The following is a 23,096-nucleotide window of genomic DNA, read 5'->3' as shown; positions in this document are numbered from 1 at the left end:
CCGGAGCGGCCATCGTGGTTCGCGGACAAGGGCTGCACTCGCTGTGCGGAATACGGGTGCCGACCGGCCCCGCAAGCCGCACTATGGAGGGATGGCGGCGGGGCATGTGATCCGCCGGGCGCGGCCCGGTGACTACGACGGCCTGATCGGGGTGGTCGATCACTGGTGGGGCAGAACCGTGGTCCCGAGCCTGCCGAGGTTGTTCCTCGACCACTTCCATCGCACCAGCCTGGTGGCGACCGACGAGGACGGAATCTCCGGTTTCCTCATCGGTTTCGGTTCCCCGTCCGATCCCGACGCGGCCTATATCCATTTCGTCGGTGTGCGTCCCGATGCCCGCAAGGTCGGGCTCGGCCGCACCCTCTACGACGAATTCTTCGAGCTGGCCAGGGCCGACGGCCGCAAGGTGGTCACCGCCATCACCGCTCCGGCCAATTTCACCTCGATCGATTTCCATCGCAGCCTCGGCTTCACCGTCACCGGCCCGGTCCCCGACTACAACGGTCCCGGCCGCGCGCTGATCACCTTCGAACGCACTCTCTGACACCGTACGAGGCGAAAAACGTAGTCTGGTCGCGGCATCGATCGCGGAGCGAGAGGAACGGTCGGACATGTCGGAGGGGACGTCGGTCACGGCACAGCCGTGGGATCTGGTGGCCGAAGGGTACGCCGCGGCGGCGGCGACCGTGCTCGGTCCGTTCGCGGAGCGCGCGCTCGAATTGGTGACGCCGGGAACGTATTCCGTGATCGTCGACGTCGCGGCCGGAACGGGGCTGCTCAGTCTCGCGGCGGCGGCCAAGGGCGCGCGGGTCGACGCGATCGATGTCTCGGCCCCGATGATCGAACAGCTCACGGCGGCGGCCGAACTCGCCGGGCACACCACGATCACCGCGCAGGTCGGCGACGGCCAGGACCTGCCGTATCCGGACGGCCGCTTCGACGCCGGATTCTCCCTGTTCGGCCTCATGTTCTTCGCCGACCGGCCGCGGGGTTTCGCCGAGCTCCGCCGGGTACTGCGCCCCGGTGCCACCGCGGTCGTCACCGCCTGGGCGCCCGCCGTCGACTCCTCGCTGATGCGCGCGCTCTACGGTGCGCTGACCGCGGGCGACCCGAATGCCGCACTGCCGCAGCCGAACGCGCGCGGCCTGGAGAACCCGGCCGTCTTCGAGGCCGAGCTGCGCGCCGCCGGATTCGAGGCGGTGACGATCCGCCCGCACACCGTCGAGGTCCACTTCCCGGACGCGGCGGCGCTGTGGGACACCATGACCCGCAGCAGTGCCCCACTGACCACGCTCAGACACGAAGTGGGCGAAGCGGAATGGGAGCGCCGCACCGAGGCGGCCATCGAGCACCTCACGGTCACCTACCGCGCGAACACACCGCTGTTCACCACGGCCCTCTTCGGCGTCGGCACGGTCCCCGCGGCCTGAACGACAACTGCCCGACGCCGAAACCGGCAGCGGGCAGTTATTCGATGGCTCGTACTCCGCGACGGCCGCATGGATCGGTCAACCGACGAGGTGGTCCCGATCGGCGAAAGTCGCGGGGGAGCGTCCTAGCGCGGGGCCATACGCAGGGCGCCATCCATGCGGATGGTCTCGCCGTTCAGGTAGTCGTGGCTCGCGATGTACTCGACGAGCTGGGCGTACTCGTCGGGGCGGCCGAGGCGCGACGGGAACGGGACGCCCGCCTCGAGGCCCTTGCGGTACTCCTCGGTGACGCCGGCCAGCATCGGGGTGTCGATGATGCCGGGGGCGATGGTGTTCACGCGGATGCCGAACTGGGCGAGGTCGCGCGCGGCGGGGACGGTCATGCCGTGCACGCCACCCTTGGACGCGGAGTAGGCGATCTGGCCGATCTGGCCCTCGAACGCCGCGACCGACGCGGTGTTGATGACCACGCCGCGCTGGCCGTACTCGTCGACCGGCTCGGTCTTGGCGATGGCGTCGGCGGCCAGACGCATCACGTTGAACGTGCCGAGCAGGTTCACGGTGATGACGGTGCGGAACAGCTCGAGGTCGTGCGGGCCGTTCTTGGACAGGATGCGACCGGCCCAGCCGACACCGGCGCAGTTGACCACGATGCGCAGCGGGGCGGGGCCCTCGGTGATCTGGGCGATCGCGGCGGCGACCTCGTCGCCGCTGGTCACATCGGCCGCGATCAGGGTGACACCCGCGGGGACGTTGTCGCCGGCGCGCTCGATCGACGCCGGGACGTCGAGACCGAAGACGGTGGCGCCCGCGTCGGCCAGACGCTTGGCGGTCGCGGCACCGAGGCCGGATGCGCCTCCGGTGACGATGGCGGCGGAACCCGAAATCTCCACGATGGTCCTCTCGTTCATGACTGCTAGTTGGCACTTCGTCAATTGGCACCCTAGCGGGTTTCCGGTGAGGTGCCCATCACGCCCACCGACGCTGCCGGATCAGCTGCGAAAATACCAGCGAACAGGGCTGTTTTCCGGTGGTAACGTGCGTTCATGAGATCGTTCGCCGCTCCGACGGTGGCCGGACGCAAGGTCCTGATCACCGGGGCAGCTCGCGGTATCGGGGCCGCACTCGCCCGCAAGCTCACCGCGCAGGGCGCCCACGTCGCCCTGCTCGGACTGGAACCGGAACTGCTGGCGGAGGTGGCCGCGGAATGCGGCGACGCCCCGTGGCGCTACTGCGACGTGGCTGACCGCGCCCAGGTCGACCGGGTGGTCGAGGCGCTGGTCGCCGAACTCGGCGGACTCGACGTGCTCGTCGCCAACGCGGGCATCGCCAAGCAGATGCCGATGATCGGCGGCGACCCGAGCGTGCTGGAGGAGACCCTCGCGGTCAACGTGCTCGGCGTCGCGTACGCCGTGCAGGCCGCCGGCCCGCATCTGGCCCGTCCCGGCGGCTACGTACTGATGATGTCGTCGATCTCCACGGCGGTGCAGTTGCCGCTGGCCGGCGCCTACAGCGCCTCGGCGGCCGCGGTCGAGTCGCTGGCGGGCACCCTGCGCTGCGAGCTGCGCCCGACCGGCGCGCGCGTCGGCGTCAGCTACTTCGCCGAGATCGACACCGAGATGACCCGGCGCGGCTTCGGCACCGCGGCGGCACACACCGGCCTGCGTGAGATCAGCCTGACCGGCACCTCGCCGATCGGGCCTGCCGTGGACGCATTGGTCCGGGCGATCGCGCGCAGGCGCAAGAGCGTCGTCTCACCCTGGTGGGTCTCGCTCGTGCTGCCGGTGCGACCCTTGGCGCAGCAGCTGGTGCAGCGGTTGCTCGGCAACCGGGTCGCTCGCGCGATCGAGATCGCGCGCACCGAGGACGCCCCCTTCACCACCACCCAGCCTGCCCGACCACGCAGAATGGAACGGCAAGCCTGACCTCGAGCACGGAGTTCGACGATGAGCGATTCGGCATCCACCCTGCGCCAGCTCCCGCGCGGACGGCACCACCTCTCGCGTGAGGAAGTGGTCGCCTCCCAGCGGGAACGCATCCTCGTCGCGATGGGCGAGGCGATGACCGAAGGCGGCTACGTCGGCACGCCGGTGGCGGCGGTGCTCAAACGGGCCGGGGTCTCCCGCGAGACGTTCTACGAGCTGTTCCGCTCCAAGGAGGACTGCTTCGCCGCGGCCTTCGACCGGGTCTCCGGCCTGCTGGCCGGGCGGCTGCAGGGCGTCATCGCCGACACCGCCGACGCCGACGCGTTCACCAGAATGGACGCGATCCTCACCGCCTACTTCGACCACATGATCGACGATCCGGCCTCGGCCAGGCTGTTCCTGATGGAGGTGTACGCGGTCGGGCCGTCGGCGGTCCAGGCCAGGATGGAACTGCAGAGCCGCTTCGTCGCGGTCGTCGCCGCCATGCTCGGCGCCCAGACCGACGAGCAGCAGTTCGCCTGCGCCACCCTGGCCGCCGCCATCGGCGCCATGGTCACCGGCAAGATCGCCGCCGACGACCTGGAGGGCCTGCGCGCGCTGAAGGAACCGCTGATCGACCTGGCCCGCCGCTCGGGTGCCGTCTACGGCAACGCGTTCGCCGGCTGATCCGCGATCGGCGCGGCGGTCCTGCCGGGCCGGGTGAACCGCCAGGCGCCGATCCCGAGGCCGACCACGGCCGGGACGGCCAGCGCCAGGCCGGTAGAACCCCAGCCGCCTAGGCCGGGGACGAACGCGTCGAGGATCGTCTTGGCGGCGAAGAACAGGAACAGCAGGCCGGAGGCGAAGGCGATGCCGCGTTCGGGCAGGTGCTTGCCCGCGAGCTTGCCGACCAGGATCGCCAGGGCGCCCGCCGCGACCATGCCGAGGGTCGAGCCGATCCACACCGCCAGCCAGCCGTTCTTGGAGGCCAGGGCGGCGGCGGCGAACATGGTGCGGTCGCCGAGTTCGGCGAGCATGAAGGCGGAGATGACGACCAGGAAGGCGTTGCGCGTGCTGGGCGGGGGCGCGTCGTCGCTGTCCGCACCGGAGCCGATGGCGTCGCGCAGCGTCCACAGGCCGACGACCAGCAGCGTGAGCGCGGTGACGACGGCGATGGCGTTCGCGGGCAGCGCGGTGCCGAGGAAATGTCCGACACCGGCGGCGATCAGATTGACGGCGACACTGGCGACGGTGATGCCGGACAGCACCACCCACCAGCGATAGCGCAGCGAGAAGGTGAGCGCCATCAGCTGCGATTTGTCGCCCAGCTCGGCGAGGAAGAGCACGCCGAAGCTCAGCAGGATCGTGGCGATCATGAATTCAGCTCCCAGGGTGGTACTCCGGCCTGCGGCTGAAGAAACGGGTGCGCCTCCAGCCACACCGGTCGACGGATCGGTTCGTGGCCGAAGGTCTCGCCCACCGGTGGTGACCGGTTCACGCAGCCGGACCGCGCCGAATGTGGCGCCGATCAGTATGTCGACTGCGCGATTGCGGGCTACTCCCCTTCGCTGCTGTCCACCCTAGCCCGATAGCTGTCGGGATGCCAACTCCTTATGAGCGAAATCGCAATGGCCGCAGTAAGTTTGGCTGTGCGGCCCGAATAGTTCGGTATCCCTGAATTCCGGGTCGCGGACGCCCGTTGCCGAGCGTTCGCCAGACCTCGGTCGCGAAAGCCTCAGGCCGCCAGCAACATCGCCAGCACGGCGGTGTCGGGATCGCTGATCAGATCCATCCCGACCCGGCTCACCAGCGAGGTGACCGTGCCGTCGAGCTCGGCCTCGGCCCAGGCCGCGCGGTGCTCGAGACCCAGATGCGGCACGCCGGGCAGCAGCACACAGCCCGAGGCGGCGCCGGTGCACTCGGGCAGCGACGGCCGGGTCTCCGACGGCGGATGCAGCATCAGCAGCGCGGGCGGCACGTGCGCGGCGAACCGGCCGGGCTGGATCGCTTCCTCGCCCAGCACCGGCCCCTCGGCCAGCACCAGTCCGACCGTGCCCGGTTCCGGATCGTCGGGCAGCTCCTCGCGCACCCCGAACACCGTCGAGGTCGTCAGCAGGCCGGGCATCGAGGCCACCCGGACGGCGAGCACCAGGACCTGCGCCCATTCCTTGGTGGTATCCGGCCAGCGGCCCGAAACCACGAATCCCTGGAGGTGACCGCGCGCCTGGAAGGGCGTGATCCCGATCGGACCGTGTGTCGTCATGATGGCCTCCCGACTATCCGGGGGCTGCGCTGCCCGGTATCCCAGGAATAGCCCCGAACCCATCTGGCACACAAGTACCAATGAGTGCTAATCGGGCAAAAAGACAACGGGCCCGGACGCGGCGAAACCGCGTCCGGGCCCGTCGAGGGCTTCTTCTCAGCCGAAGATCAGGCCCTTGCCCTGCGACACGGCGCGGGCGAAGCGGTCCTGCACGTCGGCCCAGTTGACGACGTTCCAGAACGCGGTCACGTAGTCGGCCTTGACGTTCTTGTACTGCAGGTAGAAGGCGTGCTCCCACATGTCGACCTGCAGCAGCGGGATGATGCCGGTCGGCACGTTGGCCTGCTGGTCGTACAGCTGGAAGGTCAGCAGCTTCTGGCCCAGGGTGTCGTAACCCAGGACGGCCCAGCCGGAGCCCTGCAGGCCGTTCGCGGCAGCGGTGAACTGCGCGCGGAACTTGTCGAACGAACCGAACTGGTCGGCGATCGCGGCGGCGAGGTCACCGTCGGGCTGGTCGCCACCGTTGGGGGAGAGGTTCTTCCACCAGACGGAGTGGTTGTAGTGACCACCCAGGTGGAACGCCAGGTTCTTCTCCAGCAGCAGGATGTTCGCCAGGTCGCCGCTCTCGCGGGCCTCTTCGAGCTGCTCCAGCGCCTTGTTGGCGCCGGCGACGTAGGCGGCGTGGTGCTTGGTGTAGTGGATCTCGTTGATCTGACCGGAGATGTGCGGCTCCAGTGCGCCGAAGTCGTAGTCCAGTTCCGGCAGCGTGTAGACGGCCACGATGTCCCTTTCCGTATGTCGGGCTGTGTGCGCCCAGTCGGACGAGCACACCAACCATCATTCGTACACCCGCTCGATGCAACCCCGCACGGTCGGCCCTGCATTCCCTTCGAATCACGCCGGAGGAAAACCGGGTGTCCGCGGGCGGGTGGCTACAGCGGCGGTGCGACGTCGGCCTTGGAGGCCCGCAGGTCGCCGGAATCGTGGGCGGCCCACCAGCGCTTGCCGCCCGCGATGAACTCGGCCATCGGGATCTCCCGGCCCGCCGGGTCGGTCACGGTGATCCGGTCGAACCAGACGCGGACGTCGAGCTCGCGCGGGTCGATGCCCTCTTCCTGGGAGAACTCGATGACGTGCGCCGCGATCCGGTTGTCGAGCACGGTGTCGAAGCTGAGCAGCTCGCTCCACAGGGTCCAGCCGCTGTCGTCGAGGTCGATGAATTCCCAGCCGTGCAGCCCGCCGCCACCGAAACTCTCGATGGCCTCGTCGAGCTGCTCGAGGGTGAGGGGGAGGACGCGGGCGTCGATGTCGTCCCAGCGCTGGATGCGCAGCGACGCCGCCACCCGGGTGACTCCGGTGAAGGTGAGCAGGACTTTGGTGTCGATCGGCGTCTCGCCGTCGGCGGGTAGCGTCAGCACCTCGAGAGCGAGCTGCAGCCGCCCCGCGGCGGCGTCCACCTCTACTCCGAGACAGGTTGATTCGGACAAAGCGGTATTCAGGCCGTTGATGTCGAAACTGTCGAGTAGCCCCCTGCTCACGTTCATGCGCTCAGGCTACCGATCGGCCCGCCCAGATCCCAGGATTTAGGATTTTCTCTAGTGATGTCGTTTTTATGGAACCGAAACGGTCCGGCTCGCGTCCAAGTAGATGTCGGGACCGATGGGAGGTCGGAATCCCGACGTCAGCGGCGAACGGCCGCTCCGGGATGACATGGAGGGGAGTCCCGGATCGGCCGTTCCGCCGCTGACTTCGCGCGACGCACCTCGGCTGATAGCCCCCGCCTCATGATTGTGTGCTGACCGATAGCTGGGACCTGTGGATCAAGTTGTGGATTCTGTGGATAACCGGCATCCATCCACAGACCGCGCATTGCCCCGCCCGGCCTCGCTTCCGGCATGGCAGGATCGAGGCGTGACGAGCTCCGATGTGCCCACGGTGCCGGTGGGTGCGGTACCCGCCGCGTTCGACCACGCCGAACCGGCCGCCGGCGCCCAGCTGCTCGACGTGCGCGAACCCGACGAGTGGGAGCTCGGGCACGCGCCCGGCGCGATCCACATCCCGATGGTCGACGTGCCCGCCCGGCTCGACGAGATCGACATCGACGCCGAGGTGTACGTGGTGTGCAGGCAGGGCGGGCGCTCGATCGAGGTCGTCAAGTATCTGGCCCATATCGGGTACGAGGCGGTGAACGTGGCGGGCGGCATGGTGGCCTGGCAGCAGACCGGCCGTCCGGTGGTCGCCGACGGCGAGCACGAAGCCAAGATCTACTAGTCCGGAACGGGGTGCGCGGGTGAGTTCGGTGGTGCAACCATGTGCACGCTGTGGCGCGCGGTGGGCCGTACAGGGCGCGCCGATGCACTGGTGCCCGCGGTGCCGTGGCGTGCTGCTGTCGCCGGGCCGGGTCGACGCGCCCGCCGCCCAGCGCAACTACCGCTGGATCGCCCGCAGGCCCGACCATCGCGCCCGCAAGGCCGCGACCTCGACCGTGCCGGCGCCGCTCGGCCCCACCCCGCACTACACCGAGATCCCGCGCTGGGGTCTGCTCGATCCGCCGCCCGCTCCGGCCCGCACCCCCGAGCGGCCGCTGTGGGGCCTGGCCGCCTCGCGCGATGTCCTGCTGGTGGTGACGGCGCTGGCCTTCCTGGTCGCCGCCTGCGCCGAGTACGGCCGGTACCTCATCCTGCTGCGCAACCGCACCAAGCTCATCCCCAGCTGGCTGCTGTGGATCTCCGACATGTCGGTGTGGGTGTTCGGCGTCATCGCGCCGCTGTGCGCGCTCGCCACCGCGCTTGCGCTGACCGGCTGGCTGATCGAGACGCGCAAGGCGAGGTTCGCGGCCGAGGGCAGGCGCGATCCGCGCCGCCGCTGGACGCTGATCCTCGGCTGCCTGGTGCCCGGCGTGAACCTGATCTGGCCCGGCGTCTTCCTCACCGAACTGCTCGGGCCCGCACCCGATCCCCGCGCCCAGCGGGCCGTGCGGATCTGGTGGGCGGCCTGGGCGGTCAGCGGTCTGATCCTCGTCGCGGCCACCCTCTGGCGCGACGCGTCGACCCTGCAGGCCGAGGCCGACGGCGTCTCGTTCACCGCGTTCAGCGATCTGTGCGCGGCCGGGTTCGTCGTGCTCACACTGTGGACCGTGCGCCTGCTCGAAGGGCGTGACCTGCGCGGCGAGCCGCGTTCGGCGCACCGCTGGGTGATGGCCGCCGATCCCGCGGAGGTCGTCATCGCCCCGGTGCAGCCCGGTGCGCCCGCGAGCGGGCAGGATGACAGTGAACGCGCGGATTCCGCCGGAACGGGCGAGAATACGCAGGAGGAGGTTGTGGCCAAGTGAGCCAGGGCAATCGGGCGCCATTCGTCGTCGCGCACCGCGGTGCGTCCGCGGCGCGCCCCGAGCACACTCTCGCCGCCTACGAGCTCGCCCTCGAAGAGGGCGCCGACGGCGTCGAGTGCGACGTCCGGCTGACCCGCGACGGTCATCTGGTCTGCGTGCACGACCGCACCGTCGACCGCACCTCCGACGCCACCGGCCTGGTCAGCGAACTGACCCTGGCCGAGCTGCGCGACATGAACTTCGGCACCGAGGACGCGCCGTCGGGCGTGCTCGCCCTCAGCGATCTGATCGGCCTGGTACTCGACTGGCGCAGCAGGCCGACCAAGCTGTTCATCGAGACCAAGCACCCGGTGCGCTACGGCGCGCTGGTGGAGAACAAGGTGCTCGCCGAACTGCAGCGCTTCGGCATCGCGACGCCGGCCTCGGCCGATCACTCCCGCGCGGTGGTGATGTCGTTCGCCGCGACCGCGGTCTGGCGGATCCGCCGCGCCGCGCCGCTGCTGCCGACCGTGCTGCTCGGTGAGTCCTCGCGCTTCCTCGGCGGCGGCGCGGCGACCACCGTCGGCGCCACCGCCGTCGGCCCGTCGGTGAAGACCCTGCGCGAGCACCCCGAACTCGTCGACAAGGCCGCCGCGGCGGGCCGGGCCACCTACTGCTGGACCGTCGACGATCCCGACGACGTGAAATTGTGCGCCGACCTGGGCGTCAGCTGGGTCGCCACCAACCACCCGGGCCGCACGAAGGCGCTGCTGGCCGGCGTCTGAGTTTCCGCAGGGTCGCGTGCGGCGACAGCGCCGCCCGGCCATAAACTCCGTGCGTGGGTAAAAGCAAGCGGAACAGTCCGAAGCCCGACAGTAATCGGGCTCAGCGTCTCGCCGAGCGGCGTGCGGCGCAGGAGCAGGCATCTGCGGCCGTGACGCGGCCGTTCGAGGGGCTTGCTGCCGAATGTGATCTGGTGGCGCTGCGGGAGTTCGTGCCGTCGGCGACCGCGACCTTGAAGCTGGCGCCCGGTGTCGCGGCGCAGCGCGAGGTGACGCTGGCGACGGTGCTGCCCGGTGCGGTGGCCGCGCTGGTGCGTGCCGGTGACGAGCCGGTCGGCTTCGTCGGCACGCAGATGCAGTTCCAGGGCACCGACCCGAACGCCGACATCGCCGCGGCGATCCTGTGGACCCAGTCCGCCGAGCCGGGCGAGTCGCTGAACTCGGCCGATTCGGTCGAGGGCGGTCCGCGCCTGGCCGACGTCATCGATCCGGGCGCCGACCTCGAGCTCACCGTGCACCAGGACTTCGACTGGTGGGTGCCCGAGGGTGTGACCCCCGATCCGCAGGTGGCGGCGACGATCGAGCAGGCCAAGCAGGCGATCATGCCCTCGGCCCGGCTGGATCTGGGTGCCGACGGCATCGGCGCGGCCTGGTGGGTCGACGCGGGCGAGAAAGCGCACGTGCGCTGGGTCCGTCCCGAGGACGAGGACAAGCTGATGCTGGCGCTGGCGCGCGTGCACGCCGGCGGTGGCCTGCACATGGGCGAGGGTTCGCGCTTCGCCGGCTCGTTCCGTACGCACGGTCTGCTGGTGCCGGTGTTCGATCTCGATCCCGAGCGGCACCCGACCGAATGGGAAACGCCCGCACGGGAATTCGGTGCGCGGCTGGCCGAGGCGCTGGCCTCGGATGCCCCGATGTCGGGCGAGGAGCGTCGCTCGCGCGACGGACTGCGTTCGCGTCAGGTCACCCTGCGCTGAACTCTTCCATGCTGAACTAAATGAAATAATCCCATTTCACTTGCCGGGTCGGCTAGGTTCACGCCTACGCCGACCAATCGGCGAAGTGGAAAGGGACAACAATGGAGTTTCTCGGTTCTGTCGCCGGCCTCGCGCAGATGGTCATCGGCACCATTCTGGCCAATACCGGCTCGGGCGGTTCCGGCTCCGGCTGGTGAAGCGCACAACGGATTCGGCTCGCGTGCGCGAGCCGAATCCGGGTGGCTGTATCAGACGCTGCCGCCGGCGACGGACGGTGCGCCCGACGCGTCCTTCGGGGTGCTGAGCTCACGCCACATGAACGCCTCCAGGTCGAACAGGTTCGACCCGGCGCGATCGGCGATGTTGAGCAGCGTCGTCATGTGCGCGACTTCTTCGACCTGTTCCTTCAGGAACCACTGCATGAACTGCTCGCCGAGGTAGTCGCCCTCTTCACGGGCCGTGCTGGCGAGCCGGATGATCTGGTCGGTGACCGTCTTCTCCTGGGCCAGGGCCAGTTCGATCGGCTCACGGGCGGTCTCGAAGCTCGACTTCGCGGCATCGATGCCCGCGATCTCCACGCTGATGTCGCGATCGACGAAGTACTGCACGATCATCATCGCGTGGTTTCGTTCTTCGACGGACTGGGCGTAGAACCGCTTGGCCAGCTGCGGGAGGTCGTTGTTGTCGAACCACACCGCAATGGCGATGTACTGATGCTCGGCGTTGAACTCATGCCGGATCTGGTCTTGGAGCAGGCTGTGGAATTTGCTGCGCGGGGGTTCCGGATGAATCGACATGGCCGCAACATTAGACCTGGTAAAAGGGGGTTGTCATCCAAGTGCAACCTTATTGAGGGAAGTATTTCCTAACCAAGTATTCCCTTACTGAAGCTGCCCTGTGCCCGCCATTTTCGGCGCCGTGTTGTCCACTGGCACAGCGCCTGCCAGCTCACGCCGGATGAATTCCTCCACGTCGAACAGATTGTCCTGCCGGTCCAGCACGGTGAGCAGCGTGCTCATCTCCGCGACATCGGCGACCTGTTCCTTCAGGAACCACTGCACGAATTGTTCGCCGAGGAAATCCTCGGCCTCGCGCGCCGCCCCGGCCAAGGCACTGATCTGCGCGGTGGCGGTCCGCTCCCGATCGAGCAGGAAGGCGATCGCGGCGCGCGGCGAATCGAACTCCGAGCGCAGCTCGTCGAGCCCGCCGATGGTCACCGCGACATCGCGATCGAGCAGATACTGGACCATCCGCATCGCGTGGCCCCGGTTCTCGGCCGAGCGGGCGTAGGTCTGCGCGGCCAGCTCCGGTAGTCGCTCGGCGTCGAAGTACACGGCGGCGGCCAGATACTGCTGTGCTGCGGTCAGCCCGTGCCGGATCTGGTCCCGCAGCAGCTCGATGAACGAACGGTCCTCGGCCATACAACGACGTTACCGCGTCAGCAGGTCCTCGGGAATCTGTTGATCCTTGGCCAGGGCGTCGAAGAAGGCGCTCGCCTTCGTCTTGTCCCACAGCAGCACGTTGCCGACGTCGGTGTCGTCGAATCCGCCGATCGGCACGCTGGTGGTGACGGTGTCGCCGCGCATCGCCCAGCCGAGCGCGGCCAGGTTCCAGATGTGGTCGCCGTCATCGACTTTCAGCGATCCGGCCACGCCGGTGGCCATCGGCCACAGCGCGAACGGATTGGCCAGGGTGCCCAGGCTGGTCGCCTTCTTCAGCAGCGCCGACATGAACATCCGCTGGTGCTTCATCCGGTCGACGTCCGCGCGCGGGGTCGCCCTGGTGCGCACGAAGCCCAGCGCCTCGGGGCCGGTCAGCTCCTGGCAGCCTGCGGGCAGGTCGAGCCCGGCCAGTGGGTCGACGATCGGCTCGTCCAGGCACATCTCGATGCCGCCGAGCGCGTCGACGACGCCGGCGAAGCCACCGAAGCCGATCTGGGCGTAGTGGTCGATCCGCACGCCGGTGGCTTCCTCCACCGTCTGCACCAGCAGCGACGGGCCGCCGAACGCGAACGAGGCGTTCAGCTTGTCCTTGCCGTGGCCGGGAATGCTGACGTAGGAGTCGCGCGGCAGGCTGACCATCGTGGTCGGCCCGGACGACGGGATGTGCACCAGTATGATCGTGTCGGTGCGTTCCGGGCCGGTGTCGCCGCCGGTCGCCAGCTCCTGCTCCTGCTCGGTCGACAGGTCGCCGCGGCCGTCGGAACCGACCAGCAGCCAGTTAGTGCCGGGCGTATTGCCGATCCGGTCGCTGTAGGAGGCGAGCGCGGGGATACGGGTCAGCGAGTTGTCCAGGTGCACCACCCCGGCGATCAGGCCGACGATCAGCAGCACGACGACCACCAGGAACCACCGGAACGGATGCCGCCTGCGCCGTCGTCGCGGCGGCTGGACCTGCCCGCCCGCGTCGGCGGGCGGCGGGGTGCGCCGCCGGGGCGGGACGGCGTCGTGATGGGGGACCGGGCGCTGGGTGGGCGCGTGCCTGGCCGGCTCGCGATGCGGCACCGGGCGCTGCGTCGGCGCGTGGCCGCGCGGTGTCACCTGCTCGTGCGGCATCTGCGAATAGGCGAGCGGCTGATCGCCGCGGCCGTCGCGATGCAGGACCTGGGTCGGCTCGATATGCGAGGCGGGACGCTCGCGCCGCGGCGCCGGGTTGTAGCGCACGGTCGGACCCTCGTCGGGCGCGGGCATGCGCCCGGCCTGCGGGTTTCCGCGCCGCATGGCCGGATCGCCGCCCGGGGGCAGCGGTCGGCGCGGCGGAGCGCCGCGGCCCGCCGGTGGCGGCACGGCAGGACCGCCGGGGCGGCCTGGCGGCGGCACCCGGCGCCTGCGCGGGTCATCGCGCGGATCGTCGCCGTTCATCACTGTGGAACTCTACTGATCGTCGGGGGCGCGGGTCGGTGTGCGCGCTCGGTTACTACTGGATACCCCGCTCGCGTGCCCGTGTTAGCGCGAAACGCGGTGATGTGGTGAGACTCGCCGTGACACGCCGCCTCACGGCAGCCAGCCGACGCGGCCGCGCAGCACGGTATAGCCCAGGTAGGCGACCGCATCGATGGTCGCGTGCGCCAGGATCAGCGGCCACAGCCGATTGGTGCGCTGCCAGTACCGGCCGAAGATCACCCCCATCACGATGTTGCCGAGCCCGCCACCGAGCCCCTGGTACAGGTGATAGCTGCCACGCAGCAGCGCCGAGGCGGCCAGTGACCGGTTCTCCGACCAGCCGAGCTTGCGCAGCCGGGTGATCAGGTAGGCCACCACGAGCACTTCCTCGGCGACCGCGTTCGCGCAGGCCGACAGGATCAGCACCGGCAGCCGCCACCAGTGCTCGGTCAGCGAGCTGGGCACGATGGTGACGCTCACCCCGAGCGCGTGCGCGATGAGATACAGCGCCAGTCCGGGCAGGCCGATCACCGCGGCCAGGATCAGGCCGTGCAGCACGTCGGTCCGGCGGATCCTGGCCAGCCCGATCAGGCGGGGTCCGATCCCGCTGCGCCACAACAGGTACAGGCCCAGCGCCGCCCACGCGAGCAAGCGGGTGACGCCGACGAGCTGGAACAGCAGGTCGAGGATCGAGTTGTCCGAGCGCGAGGCGTTCAGCGCCACCGTGCGCCCGCCGACCCCGCCGGGGGCCAGCGCCGAGTCGAGCAGGGCCAGGCCCGCGCTGATCCCGCTCAGCCCGAAGGTGACGAGCAGGACGATGGCGATCTCGACTCGGAGACCGAACCGTTCCCGCTCGCTGAGCGTTGTGTCAGGAGGATCGACGCGCATGTCGCGCAGTGTAGGCAGCCCGGGTGGCCGGGGCGCGTCGCGCCGTGACCGGATTCAGATGCGGCGCAGGCCGTTCAGAAAGGGGCAGCCCGCCAGGATGCGCACGGCCTTGCTCAGCGCGGCGACGTCGTCGGCGGGCGTGGCGAAGGGCAGACGCACGTCGTGGTCGCCCTCGTTGCTCTCCACCCGCAGGGTCAGGCCGTAGCGGTCGATGGCCAGCGGGTGCACCAGGCCGCCGCGCAGCCGGGTCGGCAGGTGGCGGGCGAGCATGGCGACGATGTCGGCGTGGTCCTCGACCATGTGCTGCAGCCAGGCGCTCTCCATCTCGCAGAACGGATCGGCGGTGGCCGCGCGCAGGTCGGCGTGGTCGACCGATTCCGCGCCCGAGGTGTCGGCCAGCACCGCCGAATTCACCACGACGCGCAGCAGGGTGACCCCGTGGCCGACGTCCAGCAGCCCCGGATGCGGGTATTCCTTGGCGATCTCGACCGCGAGCGCGCGCTGGGCCTGCATCGGCACCTGCCGCACCCAGCCGCGCAGCCACACCAGCGCGCGGACCGGTTCGCGCAGCGGCAGCGGCGCGTGGTCGGTGAGCTCGAGCACCGCCGAGGTCTCGTTCGCGGTCGCCGCCAGCGCCGCCGCGATCGAGGTGGCGGGCACCGCGATCACCGCGTCGCCGCAGCGGCGCAGGTGATGCAGCGTGGTCGGCACCGGATCGATGCCGGGGAGCGCGAGCATCGCCGTTTCCGCGTGGGCGCACGCACTACGCACGCGCTCGGCGGTCGTCGGCGCGAGAATCGTGGTGGGGCTCGACATGACATCCTCCGCGAACTGATGATTAGGTAAACCTAAGCTAAGTTACAGCGACGGTTCGCGCAAGAGGACACCCGAGCGAATCGGCGAACGAATCGGCTCTACGGTGGTCTGATGACGCACGACGACCACGGCGACGACCACCCGACCCCCGCCGAACCCGTGCTGGTCACGCTCTCGACCCCCGCTCGCCGCAGCCTGGTGGCCGGCCTGGTCCGCCCGCCGGGCAGCGCACCGGCCACCGCCGAGGTCGTCGACATCGACGTCCCCGACGCCGAACTGGCGGCCTTCCTGGTCCGGATCGCGCACGCCGACCACGGTTTCGTCGCCCGCACCGCCAGCGCGCCCCGCGCCGTCGCCATCGTCGCGGGCACGGTCGCCGCCCTGTGCGGCGAGGACATCCCGACCGCCCTCACCACTCCCGACCTCGAATTCCTGACCTCGCTCAAGCCCCCGGCCATCGAAGCCACCCGCACCGTGCTGCTGGCCATCGAAACCGACGATGAGCAGGCGATCCGCGACGCTCTCCGAGTGCTGGATTCCTGAGCCGGGCCGACTTCGGACAACGATCCAGCTAATCTTTCTGTGTGCCGCGTATTGCGTATTTCGGACCGTCCGGGACGTTCACCGAGATGGCTCTGGCGAAGTTCGAGAACTCGGGAGCCTTCGACGGCCCCGTCGAGCGAGTCGCCGCGCCGAGTCAGGGCGCGGCGCTCGATCTGATCCGGTCCGACGACGTCGACGGCGCCGTCGTGCCGATCGAGAGTTCGGTCGAAGGATCGATCCCGGCGACGCTGGATTCGCTCGCCCTCGGACCTCGGCTGCAGATCGTCGCCGAGACCGAGCTCGAGGTGAGCTTCACGATCCTCGCGCGACCCGGCACCACCCTCACCGAGGTGCGCACGCTGGCGGCCTACCCGGTCGCTGGCGCGCAGGTCAGGCAGTGGGTCGCGCGGAACATGCCGGCGGCGCAACCGTTCACCTCGGCCTCCAACGCGGCCGCCGCCGAGGACGTCGCGGCAGGTATCGCCGACGCGGCGGTGTCGACGGCGCTGGCGGGGGAGCGCCTCGGCCTGGCCACGCTGGCCGCCGGGGTGGCCGACCACGAGCAGGCGATCACCCGCTTCGTCCTGGTGACGAAACCCGGGGTCGCCCCGCACGCCACCGGCGCCGATCGCACGTCGATCGTGCTCGAACTCCCGAACGAACCCGGGTCGCTGATGCGCGCGTTCGCCGAATTCGCCACCCGCGGTGTCGATCTCACCAGGATCGAGTCACGGCCCACCCGGACCGCGATGGGCACCTACCGCTTCTACCTGGACTGCGTCGGCCATATCGACGATCCGGCGGTCGCGGAGACATTGAAGGCTTTGCATCGCACGGCGCGGGTCCGCTACCTCGGCTCGTGGCCCGCGTACGCGGCAGTCGGAACACCGCCCCCGTCGGACGAACCTGCCGCAGAATGGTTGACGCAATTGCGAAAGGGGGTCGCTGACCTATGAGTACACCCGCGAAGCTGGTGCTGGTGCGGCACGGCGAGACCGAGGGCAACGTCGCGAAGATCCTGGACACCCAGGTGCCCGGTCTCCCGCTCACCGAACGCGGTGTGGCACAGGCGAAAGCCTTCGGCGCCGGGCTGGTGCGGGCGCCGCAGGTGCTGGTGTCGTCGGAGGCGCTGCGCGCCCGGCAGACGGCGAGCTACATCGAGGCGGCCACCGGTTCGCCCGCGCACGTCCTCGACGGGCTGTACGAGGTGCAGGTCGGCGAGCTGCACGGTCGCTCGGACCACGCCGCGCACCAGGTCTTCCAGGAGATCTACCGGGGCTGGCATCGCGGCGAGCTCGACACCAGGGCGCCCGGAGGAGAATCCGGCCGCGAGGTGATCGACCGGATCGTGCCGATCCTCGCCGGACTGCGCGAGGAATTCCTGACCGAGGACGCCGAGGGCGACGTGATCGTGGTGAACCACGGCGCCGCCATGCGCCTGGTCGCGATGACGCTGGCCGGGGTGGCGCCGCCGTTCACGACGAACAACCACCTCGACAACACCGAGACCATCGAGCTGCTCCCCACCGCCGACGGCGGCTGGGAGTGCCTGCGCTGGGGCAGGTTCACCCCGCCGTTCGCGCTCGAGGCCGCGCCGTCGGCCGACGACCCGATGGGCTGATCAGACCGGGTTGTCGGCCTTCGCGGTCGGGAACTCGGCGCGGATCGGCAGCGACTCGATGAGATCGGCCACCGCGGTGCGCAGGCGCGCGGTGGTGCCGGTCGCGATGGACGACCACTTCACGCCGTCGTCGGCCATGCTGGCGGTGATGATGAATCGGCCCGCGCGCGTGTTGAACACGGCGATGTGGTTGTCCTGGATGTCGCGGGTGCCGTCACCGTAGGCGACGCCGACGATCTCGGCGTAGGAGTGGATCTCCACCAGGGCCGAGGCCAGGGCCTGGGCGTCGGTGGCCGGCTTGCCGATCTTGCTCAGCCGCTGCGTGGTGGCCGCGACGTCACCGGTGTCGCCGAAGATCGGCGCGAGTTCCTCGGTGGGCGCGTTCATCCCGTACAGCTCGAGCGCTTCGGAGTGCCCGAGCGCCTGCAGCACCGCGCCCGGCAGGTCGAGGCCCGCGTCGTCGATGACGAAGGACTCCGGCCCGCGCAGGGCGACGACCGCGCGGTCGTCGCCCTGCGCCAGGCAGAATCTGTTGACGTGGCCCTGGACCACCCAGCGCAGGGCGATGATCCACTGCGGCCGGTAGAGCACCCGCAGGCGCTCGGCCAGCTCGGTCTGGACCACGTCACCGAACAGCAGTTCACGCTCGGTGAGAGCGGCTTCGGCCGCCTTCATGGCGGCGTCGTGCGTCGAGATGTTGTCGTAGCGACCCATGGCGTCGAGCACCACGGGCATCTCGTCGAATTGCAGCTTCTCCAGGAGAAACTGCATCTCGTCGAGCGAAAGCACGACGGCCTCCAGCAACGAACCCCCGCTACTCCCCCCGAGCACCGTCACTTGGCCGATCCGGCGAGATCGCCGCCGATCACACCTTCGGCCGTGTACCGGCCGTCGGTGAACGCCTCGTCCGAACGGCCGTAGTCGACGGCGTCGTGCTCGTCGTCGTCCTCGCCGTTGGCGCGGTTGCCCATCAGCGGGTTGCCGCTGGTGTTCGCGTTGCGCACGGGCGCACCGTCCGCGCGGGCGACGACCGACTCGGTGACCGCGGGCGCCGCGGCGGGCGCGTTGGCCGCCGGCGCGCCCCAGCCCTCGGGCAGCTTCAGCTGACCGTTGCTGAGCGAGACGTTGCCGAGGCCCGCCGACGTGGTGGCCACTCCGGCCGCCGCGCCGACCGCGCCGAGGCTCGCCATCGCGGGTGCCGCGCCGGTGGCCGCGGGCACGGTCGCCGAGGTGGCGGCCGAGATCGCCGAGGCGCCGATGTTGCCGACCGTGCTGACGCCGCTGGTGACGACGCCACCGGCGACATTGGCCGCCTGGGTGGCGGCGCTGACGACACCGGGGTTGGTGACGAAGGCCTGCGCCGCGGCGACCGCGGTGCTCAGCGGGTCGCCGCCGAAGTCGCCCTCGGCCGCGGTGCCCGCGCCGTTGGCGATCGTCGGCGGCATCGAGAACTCACCGGGCGTGGTGACGGTGGCGGTGGTGGCGGCCTCGTAGGTCTCCATCACCAGCGCGGCGCGGATGTCCATGGCGTGGCGGGCGACCTCGGCCGCCTCGAAGGCGCCGGACACGACACCGGGCGGGTTGGCCGACGCGGCCACCGCGGTGTTGGTCGCGGCGATCTCGGGCAGGCTCGGCATCGCGAGCGAGGCCACAGTGTAGGCGGTGGCGTTGGCGGTGGCCTTGACCCCCATGGCCGCGGCCATGATGCCCTGCTGACCCGCCCAGGCGCCGAAGGGCGCGAGCTTGGCGAGCACGGCGAGGCCGTTGACACCCTGCAGGCCGACGCCGACCTCGGCGATGACGCGGGTGACGGTGAAGGCTGCGTCACCCCACGCCGCGGCCAGCGTGCCCCACGAGGTGGCGGCAGCGGAGATCGGAACGGCGTGTGCGCCCGCGTTGAGCGTGGTCGAGTTGACTTCTGCCATGCGCGGCAGCCAGAAGACCCCGGTGATCCCTGCGGTCATGCTTGTTTCTCCCCTGAATGAATGATCGACGACGGATCGGGTACGACTAGACCTGGATCGCGGTGATCGCCGCGCCCTGGGCGATGTCCTCGCCGATATTGGTGACGAGCTGCGAGCGCAGGGTCGCGGCCGCGTGGTGCAGCTCGAGGATGCCCTGGGCGACGGAGCTGTCGTGCGTGGCGGCGGCGCGGTTGAAGTGCGAGGCCGCGAGCAGCGACACCTCTTCGGCACCGGACGGGAGCACATGGGTGGTTGGCCCGGCGAGGCCGGCGGCCACGGCGAGGCGCTCGGCGAGCAGATCCAGCTCGGCGGCAGCGGCGAGGACGATTTCAGGTGTGACGAGAACGTGTCCGACCATGACCCGACTCCTTCTGGTGGCGACTATCGGGAACCACGAGAATTCCCCCTACGAGTGATAGGACGCGAGAGCGGGTCGTTCGGTTCCATCGATTCCCCACCCAGTTTCGCTAGCCCCATCCCAGCTCATGCAACCGGTCGTCGTCAATCCCGAAATAGTGTGCTATTTCATGGATCACGGTGATCGCTACTTCCTCGACCACCTCGTCGTCGGTATCGCAGATGTCGAGAATAGCCTCTCGATAGATGGTCACGGTATCCGGCAGTGACCCCGCGTAGTAGCTGTCGCGCTCGGTGAGCGCGATGCCGTGATACAGCCCGAGCAGCGAGGGTTCCTCGTCGTTTCTGGCCTCGACCAGCACCACGACGTTGTCGATCGCCTCGGCCAGCTCGGGCGGGATCAGGTCGAGCGCGTCGCCGACCAGCTCCTCGAAGCGCTCCGGCGACATCCGTTCCGACACGGTCACCGCGGCTGCGGCTGCGGGGGCAGCGGCGCCGCGCCGGGCAGCGGGGCGGGCGTGGAGCGGCCGGTGTTCGGCGGCGGCACCGGGGCTTGACCATCGATCAGGATCTCGCCGCGGGCCGATCCGACGATCGCGGCGAATCCCTCACGGTCGGCGCCTTTTCCGAGCCAGCAATCCAGTTTGTGGCTGCCCGCGAGCCAACTGGTCGGTTCCAGATAATCGAAGAACAGCGTCAGCGTCTTGTTCCGGATGGCGTCGGGGCTGCCCAGATAGTCGGTCGAGAGCCGGTTGCATTCGGACTCGACGTACTTGTCCTGGTCGGCCTCCGAGGGCGGCCCGCCGGTGAAGTTGCTCGCCAGGTCGACCGTGCCGACGATCTCGACCGAGTGCGGCTGGGCGCAGTCGACCGGATCGGTGGGCAGGTTCTGATTGATGCCGAGGCAGGTGCCGGTGGCGTGCACCTTCGACTGGTCCTGGCTCGCGACGGCGCCGGTCGCGGCCGGGCTGGTCGCGGTCGCGGCGACCTGGAGGCCGCAGCGCAGGGTGCGGTCGCCGTGCTGCCAGCCCGCCGGGCTCGGCGACATCACGTTCACCATGTACCGGCCGCGCGGATCGAAGCGCCCGCCCAGGTACTGCTGCACCGCGGGGACGCAGTGCTCGTCGCGCAGCTCGGTCATCCGCAGCGAATCGGGGTGCCTGGTGCCGCCGGCGAACTCCCGGCCCGGGTAGGCGGCGAGATCGATGACGCCGGCCACCTCGAACAGGTGCTTGTCGTCGCAGTTCACCTTCACCAGGTCGCTGCGGTCGGCCTTGGTCCAGCTCAGGCAGTCGCCCACGTTCGCGCTGGAGAACTCCTTGTCCCTGACCACGGGCTCGGAGCCGGGCTGGTGCGCCTCCAGGCCCTTGTCGTTCTCGAAGCCGGTGACCAGCATGGTGACCATCGCCGCGATCACCGCACCGAGGGCGCCGATCAGCAGCCCCCACCGCAGTTTCGTCGCCGACAGATGCAGCGAACTGGGGACGCGGCCACGCGACGCGGATCCCTCGGCTGGTTCCCTCTGCTCATCAGACATCGCGGTCCATCATGGCAGCGCGGTCGCCGCCGTGCCACGACCTTCGGCCCGGAACCCGTCGGCGCAGGTCCCGGGCCGTGGCCGTCAGCCGCGCAGGGCCGAGGCGAAGATGCCGGGCAGGCGGGTCTTCTTGCCGTCGCCGTAGAAATCGGTGAGCTTGCGACCAGTGCCGGTGCCGGTCTTGTTGCTGACGAACCACGGCGGCTTCGGGCTCAGGGTGAATTCGCCGTGCAGCAGCGCGCGGGGCGCGGGCCGGAACGGGCCGCGGACCACGGTGCGCTCCACATCGTCGAGCAGGAAGGCGTTGTGCACGACGCCGATGCCGCTCTGGATGTCGTCGAGGGTGTGGCCGGGGAAGGCGCCCCAGCTCGCGCGCGGGGTGAGGAAGGCCAGGCCGGTCCACGCGTTGAGCGCGACGGTGCCGTAGCGCAGGTCCTCGATCGCGGTGTCGAGCGCGCCGCCGAGCTCCTTGATCGTCGCCGGGTGGGCGATGATGTTGGCGCCGAGCGTGCCCATCAGCTCGTCGTTGGCGAAATCGACCGCGTTGCGGAGGAACTCGCCGCCGGTGCCGGTCAGCTCGACCACGCCGAGCACGGGGGAGAAGTACTCGGTGCGCAGCAGCGGGGTGTCCGCGGTGGGCAGGTTCTCGACGAGCACGCGGCCGTTGGCCCGCTCCGAACCCGGGTACGCCGACAGCGCGCCCTCCACCCGGCCGTCGCTGCCCGGGTAGTAGGCGGGCCGCGCGGGCGCGCTGTCGATCGCCGCGCGCAGTTCGGTGAGGAACGCGTCCTTGAGCGGCCAGTCCGCGCTGAGCACCACGGTCTGGGCGGCGACGCAGTTGTAGCCGCCGTTGTGCAGCCGCTGGGTCGCCACGTGCTCGGCCTGGAACTTCAGGTCGGCGGCGGACCAGTCGCCCGGCACCACGATGCACGGGGCGACGCCGCCGAGTTCGCTGGTGATCGGCTTGTCCAGCGCGGGCTCGCCGGTCTTCTTGCGCTCGGCGCCCGCCTCGCCGGGACCCCACACGATCGCGTCGTGGGTGGGCGCGCCGCCGGTCATGTGCACGTGCGCGACCTGCGTATGGGTCACCAGGTAGCCGCCCTCCGGCGCGCCGCCGGTGAGGATGCGGACGACCCCGAGCTCGATGAACGGCGCGAAGATGGCCTGGAACACCGGCAGCAGCGGATCGGTGATCGGGTTGAGCTTGAGCGCGACGACCCGGTTGTTGGCGTAGAGCTCGTAGAGGGTGTCCAGCGGCGCGATCGACATGATGTTGCCGGCGCCGAGCACCGCGCCGACACCGCCGGTCGCGGCCGGTTCCAGCTGGGCCAGCCCGGCCTTGCGCCGCGCGGTGGCCGCGTCGACGCCGGGACGCAGCCAGACATCGGCGCTGAAGCCGCTGAGCAGCAGCTTGTCGTAGACGCCGTGCGGCAGCGCGGGCACCGAGACCCGGCCACCGGGGGCGGTGCCGAGGTCGACACCGTCGAGCGGGCTCGCGCCGCGCTCGAGCGCGCCGATCGATTCGGCCAGCGCCTGCGCGCCGGCCAGCATCGTCATCGGCCCCGACATCCACTCCTCACCGACCAGCGGGCTGTCGGCGGACAGCTGCTTGATGGTGCGGGCCGCCGCCACCCACGCCTCGGCGTTGGCGGCGGTGTTCGTATGGAGTTCCTCGAGCAGTTCGCGGCGACGGCGCAGGTCGGTCGCGGCCCAGGTCTTTTCCCCCTGTGTGAGATCAGCGAGCGCGGTGTCGATGACGGCGGTGTCGAAAGTAGTACTCACACCGCAACTATGCTCCTGTTCGGCCCGGAAGGCATAGGCC

Annotated in this window: 27 protein-coding genes; 11 read left to right on the top strand and 16 right to left on the bottom strand. The window is 70.0% G+C overall.

Features of this window, described 5'->3' with window-relative positions:
- Window positions 1-91: 91 nt before the first annotated feature.
- Entirely contained in the window at window positions 92-544 is a 453-nt protein-coding gene (locus tag AB0H54_RS00365; RefSeq protein WP_357341796.1) for a GNAT family N-acetyltransferase, read from the top strand.
- A 67-nt stretch (window positions 545-611) separates the two neighbouring features.
- Window positions 612-1,430 (top strand): methyltransferase domain-containing protein, encoded by an 819-nt coding sequence (locus AB0H54_RS00360; protein ID WP_357341795.1) that lies wholly within the window; start codon window positions 612-614, stop codon window positions 1,428-1,430.
- A 125-nt stretch (window positions 1,431-1,555) separates the two neighbouring features.
- Here AB0H54_RS00360 and AB0H54_RS00355 read toward each other — a convergent pair whose 3' ends face one another.
- Entirely contained in the window at window positions 1,556-2,323 is a 768-nt protein-coding gene (locus AB0H54_RS00355; protein WP_218716139.1) for an SDR family NAD(P)-dependent oxidoreductase, read from the bottom strand.
- A gap of 153 nt (window positions 2,324-2,476) precedes the next feature.
- On the opposite strand from AB0H54_RS00355, the gene AB0H54_RS00350 reads away from it, so the two are divergent.
- Both AB0H54_RS00350 and AB0H54_RS00345 read left to right on the top strand, forming a co-directional pair.
- Window positions 2,477-3,355: an SDR family NAD(P)-dependent oxidoreductase gene (locus tag AB0H54_RS00350; RefSeq protein ID WP_357341794.1), complete on the top strand. Its 879-nt coding sequence runs from the start codon at window positions 2,477-2,479 to the stop codon at window positions 3,353-3,355.
- Between the two features lie 21 nt (window positions 3,356-3,376).
- Window positions 3,377-4,021, top strand: coding sequence for a TetR/AcrR family transcriptional regulator (locus tag AB0H54_RS00345; protein ID WP_355283764.1), 645 nt, complete (start codon window positions 3,377-3,379; stop codon window positions 4,019-4,021).
- On the opposite strand, the gene AB0H54_RS00340 is transcribed toward AB0H54_RS00345, so the two are convergent.
- The 4 genes from AB0H54_RS00340 to AB0H54_RS00325 all read right to left on the bottom strand — a co-directional run bounded on the left by AB0H54_RS00340 (window position 3,997) and on the right by AB0H54_RS00325 (window position 7,141).
- Window positions 3,997-4,710: a TMEM165/GDT1 family protein gene (locus AB0H54_RS00340; RefSeq protein ID WP_357341793.1), complete on the bottom strand. Its 714-nt coding sequence runs from the start codon at window positions 4,708-4,710 to the stop codon at window positions 3,997-3,999. The genes AB0H54_RS00345 and AB0H54_RS00340 overlap by 25 nt on opposite strands.
- A gap of 359 nt (window positions 4,711-5,069) precedes the next feature.
- Entirely contained in the window at window positions 5,070-5,597 is a 528-nt protein-coding gene (locus tag AB0H54_RS00335) for a peptidase (protein ID WP_355283758.1), read from the bottom strand.
- Window positions 5,598-5,753: 156 nt separating this feature from the next.
- Entirely contained in the window at window positions 5,754-6,377 is a 624-nt protein-coding gene (locus tag AB0H54_RS00330) for a superoxide dismutase (protein ID WP_355283756.1), read from the bottom strand.
- 152 nt (window positions 6,378-6,529) lie between these two features.
- On the bottom strand, window positions 6,530-7,141 hold the full coding sequence (locus tag AB0H54_RS00325; RefSeq protein ID WP_355283754.1) for a hypothetical protein: 612 nt from the start codon (window positions 7,139-7,141) through the stop codon (window positions 6,530-6,532).
- Between the two features lie 367 nt (window positions 7,142-7,508).
- Between AB0H54_RS00325 and AB0H54_RS00320 the strand changes: the two genes are divergently transcribed.
- The 4 genes from AB0H54_RS00320 (at window position 7,509) to AB0H54_RS00305 (ending at window position 10,666) form a co-directional block, all read left to right on the top strand.
- Window positions 7,509-7,868: a rhodanese-like domain-containing protein gene (locus tag AB0H54_RS00320; protein WP_355283752.1), complete on the top strand. Its 360-nt coding sequence runs from the start codon at window positions 7,509-7,511 to the stop codon at window positions 7,866-7,868.
- 109 nt (window positions 7,869-7,977) lie between these two features.
- Window positions 7,978-8,928: a DUF4328 domain-containing protein gene (locus tag AB0H54_RS00315; protein WP_357341792.1), complete on the top strand. Its 951-nt coding sequence runs from the start codon at window positions 7,978-7,980 to the stop codon at window positions 8,926-8,928.
- Window positions 8,925-9,692, top strand: coding sequence for a glycerophosphodiester phosphodiesterase (locus AB0H54_RS00310; RefSeq protein ID WP_355283747.1), 768 nt, complete (start codon window positions 8,925-8,927; stop codon window positions 9,690-9,692). The genes AB0H54_RS00315 and AB0H54_RS00310 overlap by 4 nt, the downstream gene beginning before the upstream one ends.
- A gap of 53 nt (window positions 9,693-9,745) precedes the next feature.
- Window positions 9,746-10,666, top strand: coding sequence for a DUF5926 family protein (locus tag AB0H54_RS00305; RefSeq protein WP_355283744.1), 921 nt, complete (start codon window positions 9,746-9,748; stop codon window positions 10,664-10,666).
- Between the two features lie 248 nt (window positions 10,667-10,914).
- On the opposite strand, the gene AB0H54_RS00300 is transcribed toward AB0H54_RS00305, so the two are convergent.
- The 5 genes from AB0H54_RS00300 to AB0H54_RS00280 form a co-directional block, all read right to left on the bottom strand.
- Window positions 10,915-11,463: a ferritin gene (locus tag AB0H54_RS00300; RefSeq protein ID WP_357341791.1), complete on the bottom strand. Its 549-nt coding sequence runs from the start codon at window positions 11,461-11,463 to the stop codon at window positions 10,915-10,917.
- An 84-nt stretch (window positions 11,464-11,547) separates the two neighbouring features.
- Entirely contained in the window at window positions 11,548-12,087 is a 540-nt protein-coding gene (locus AB0H54_RS00295) for a ferritin (protein WP_355283739.1), read from the bottom strand.
- A 9-nt stretch (window positions 12,088-12,096) separates the two neighbouring features.
- Window positions 12,097-13,527 carry an LCP family protein gene (locus AB0H54_RS00290; RefSeq protein ID WP_357341790.1) on the bottom strand — a complete coding sequence of 477 codons (1,431 nt, stop codon included), beginning with the start codon at window positions 13,525-13,527 and terminating at the stop codon, window positions 12,097-12,099.
- A 132-nt stretch (window positions 13,528-13,659) separates the two neighbouring features.
- Window positions 13,660-14,436: a CPBP family intramembrane glutamic endopeptidase gene (locus AB0H54_RS00285; RefSeq protein WP_355283734.1), complete on the bottom strand. Its 777-nt coding sequence runs from the start codon at window positions 14,434-14,436 to the stop codon at window positions 13,660-13,662.
- A 54-nt stretch (window positions 14,437-14,490) separates the two neighbouring features.
- Complete coding sequence (locus tag AB0H54_RS00280; RefSeq protein ID WP_355283731.1) at window positions 14,491-15,252, bottom strand: DUF2470 domain-containing protein; 762 nt, start codon at window positions 15,250-15,252, stop codon at window positions 14,491-14,493.
- 111 nt (window positions 15,253-15,363) lie between these two features.
- Here AB0H54_RS00280 and AB0H54_RS00275 point away from each other — a divergent pair, with 111 nt between their 5' ends.
- From AB0H54_RS00275 to AB0H54_RS00265, 3 genes are read left to right on the top strand one after another with little or no spacing between them, the layout of a single operon-like run.
- Entirely contained in the window at window positions 15,364-15,795 is a 432-nt protein-coding gene (locus AB0H54_RS00275) for a hypothetical protein (RefSeq protein ID WP_357341789.1), read from the top strand.
- 41 nt (window positions 15,796-15,836) lie between these two features.
- Entirely contained in the window at window positions 15,837-16,751 is a 915-nt protein-coding gene (gene pheA, locus AB0H54_RS00270) for a prephenate dehydratase (protein ID WP_357341788.1), read from the top strand.
- Window positions 16,748-17,416, top strand: a complete 669-nt coding sequence (locus AB0H54_RS00265; RefSeq protein ID WP_357341787.1) for a histidine phosphatase family protein — start codon at window positions 16,748-16,750, stop codon at window positions 17,414-17,416. The genes pheA and AB0H54_RS00265 overlap by 4 nt, the downstream gene beginning before the upstream one ends.
- On the opposite strand, the gene AB0H54_RS00260 is transcribed toward AB0H54_RS00265, so the two are convergent.
- From AB0H54_RS00260 to AB0H54_RS00235, 6 genes are all read right to left on the bottom strand, one after another.
- Complete coding sequence (locus tag AB0H54_RS00260) at window positions 17,417-18,187, bottom strand: ESX secretion-associated protein EspG (RefSeq protein ID WP_357341785.1); 771 nt, start codon at window positions 18,185-18,187, stop codon at window positions 17,417-17,419.
- Between the two features lie 62 nt (window positions 18,188-18,249).
- On the bottom strand, window positions 18,250-19,380 hold the full coding sequence (locus AB0H54_RS00255; RefSeq protein ID WP_357341783.1) for a PPE family protein: 1,131 nt from the start codon (window positions 19,378-19,380) through the stop codon (window positions 18,250-18,252).
- Between the two features lie 46 nt (window positions 19,381-19,426).
- The gene (locus AB0H54_RS00250; protein WP_355283715.1) at window positions 19,427-19,738 is read right to left on the bottom strand and encodes a PE family protein; all 312 of its coding nucleotides are present in this window, start codon (window positions 19,736-19,738) and stop codon (window positions 19,427-19,429) included.
- Window positions 19,739-19,847: 109 nt separating this feature from the next.
- Window positions 19,848-20,198 carry a metallopeptidase family protein gene (locus AB0H54_RS00245; protein WP_355283827.1) on the bottom strand — a complete coding sequence of 117 codons (351 nt, stop codon included), beginning with the start codon at window positions 20,196-20,198 and terminating at the stop codon, window positions 19,848-19,850.
- Between the two features lie 2 nt (window positions 20,199-20,200).
- A complete protein-coding gene (locus AB0H54_RS00240; RefSeq protein WP_357341781.1) occupies window positions 20,201-21,274 on the bottom strand; it encodes a septum formation family protein in 1,074 nt (357 codons plus the stop codon).
- 84 nt (window positions 21,275-21,358) lie between these two features.
- Window positions 21,359-23,056, bottom strand: a complete 1,698-nt coding sequence (locus AB0H54_RS00235) for an aldehyde dehydrogenase family protein (RefSeq protein ID WP_357341780.1) — start codon at window positions 23,054-23,056, stop codon at window positions 21,359-21,361.
- Window positions 23,057-23,096 lie beyond the last annotated feature (40 nt).

The organism is Nocardia sp. NPDC050718 (assembly GCF_040654235.1).
GTDB lineage: Bacteria > Actinomycetota > Actinomycetes > Mycobacteriales > Mycobacteriaceae > Nocardia.
This window is presented reverse-complemented; position numbering and strand designations above follow the sequence as displayed.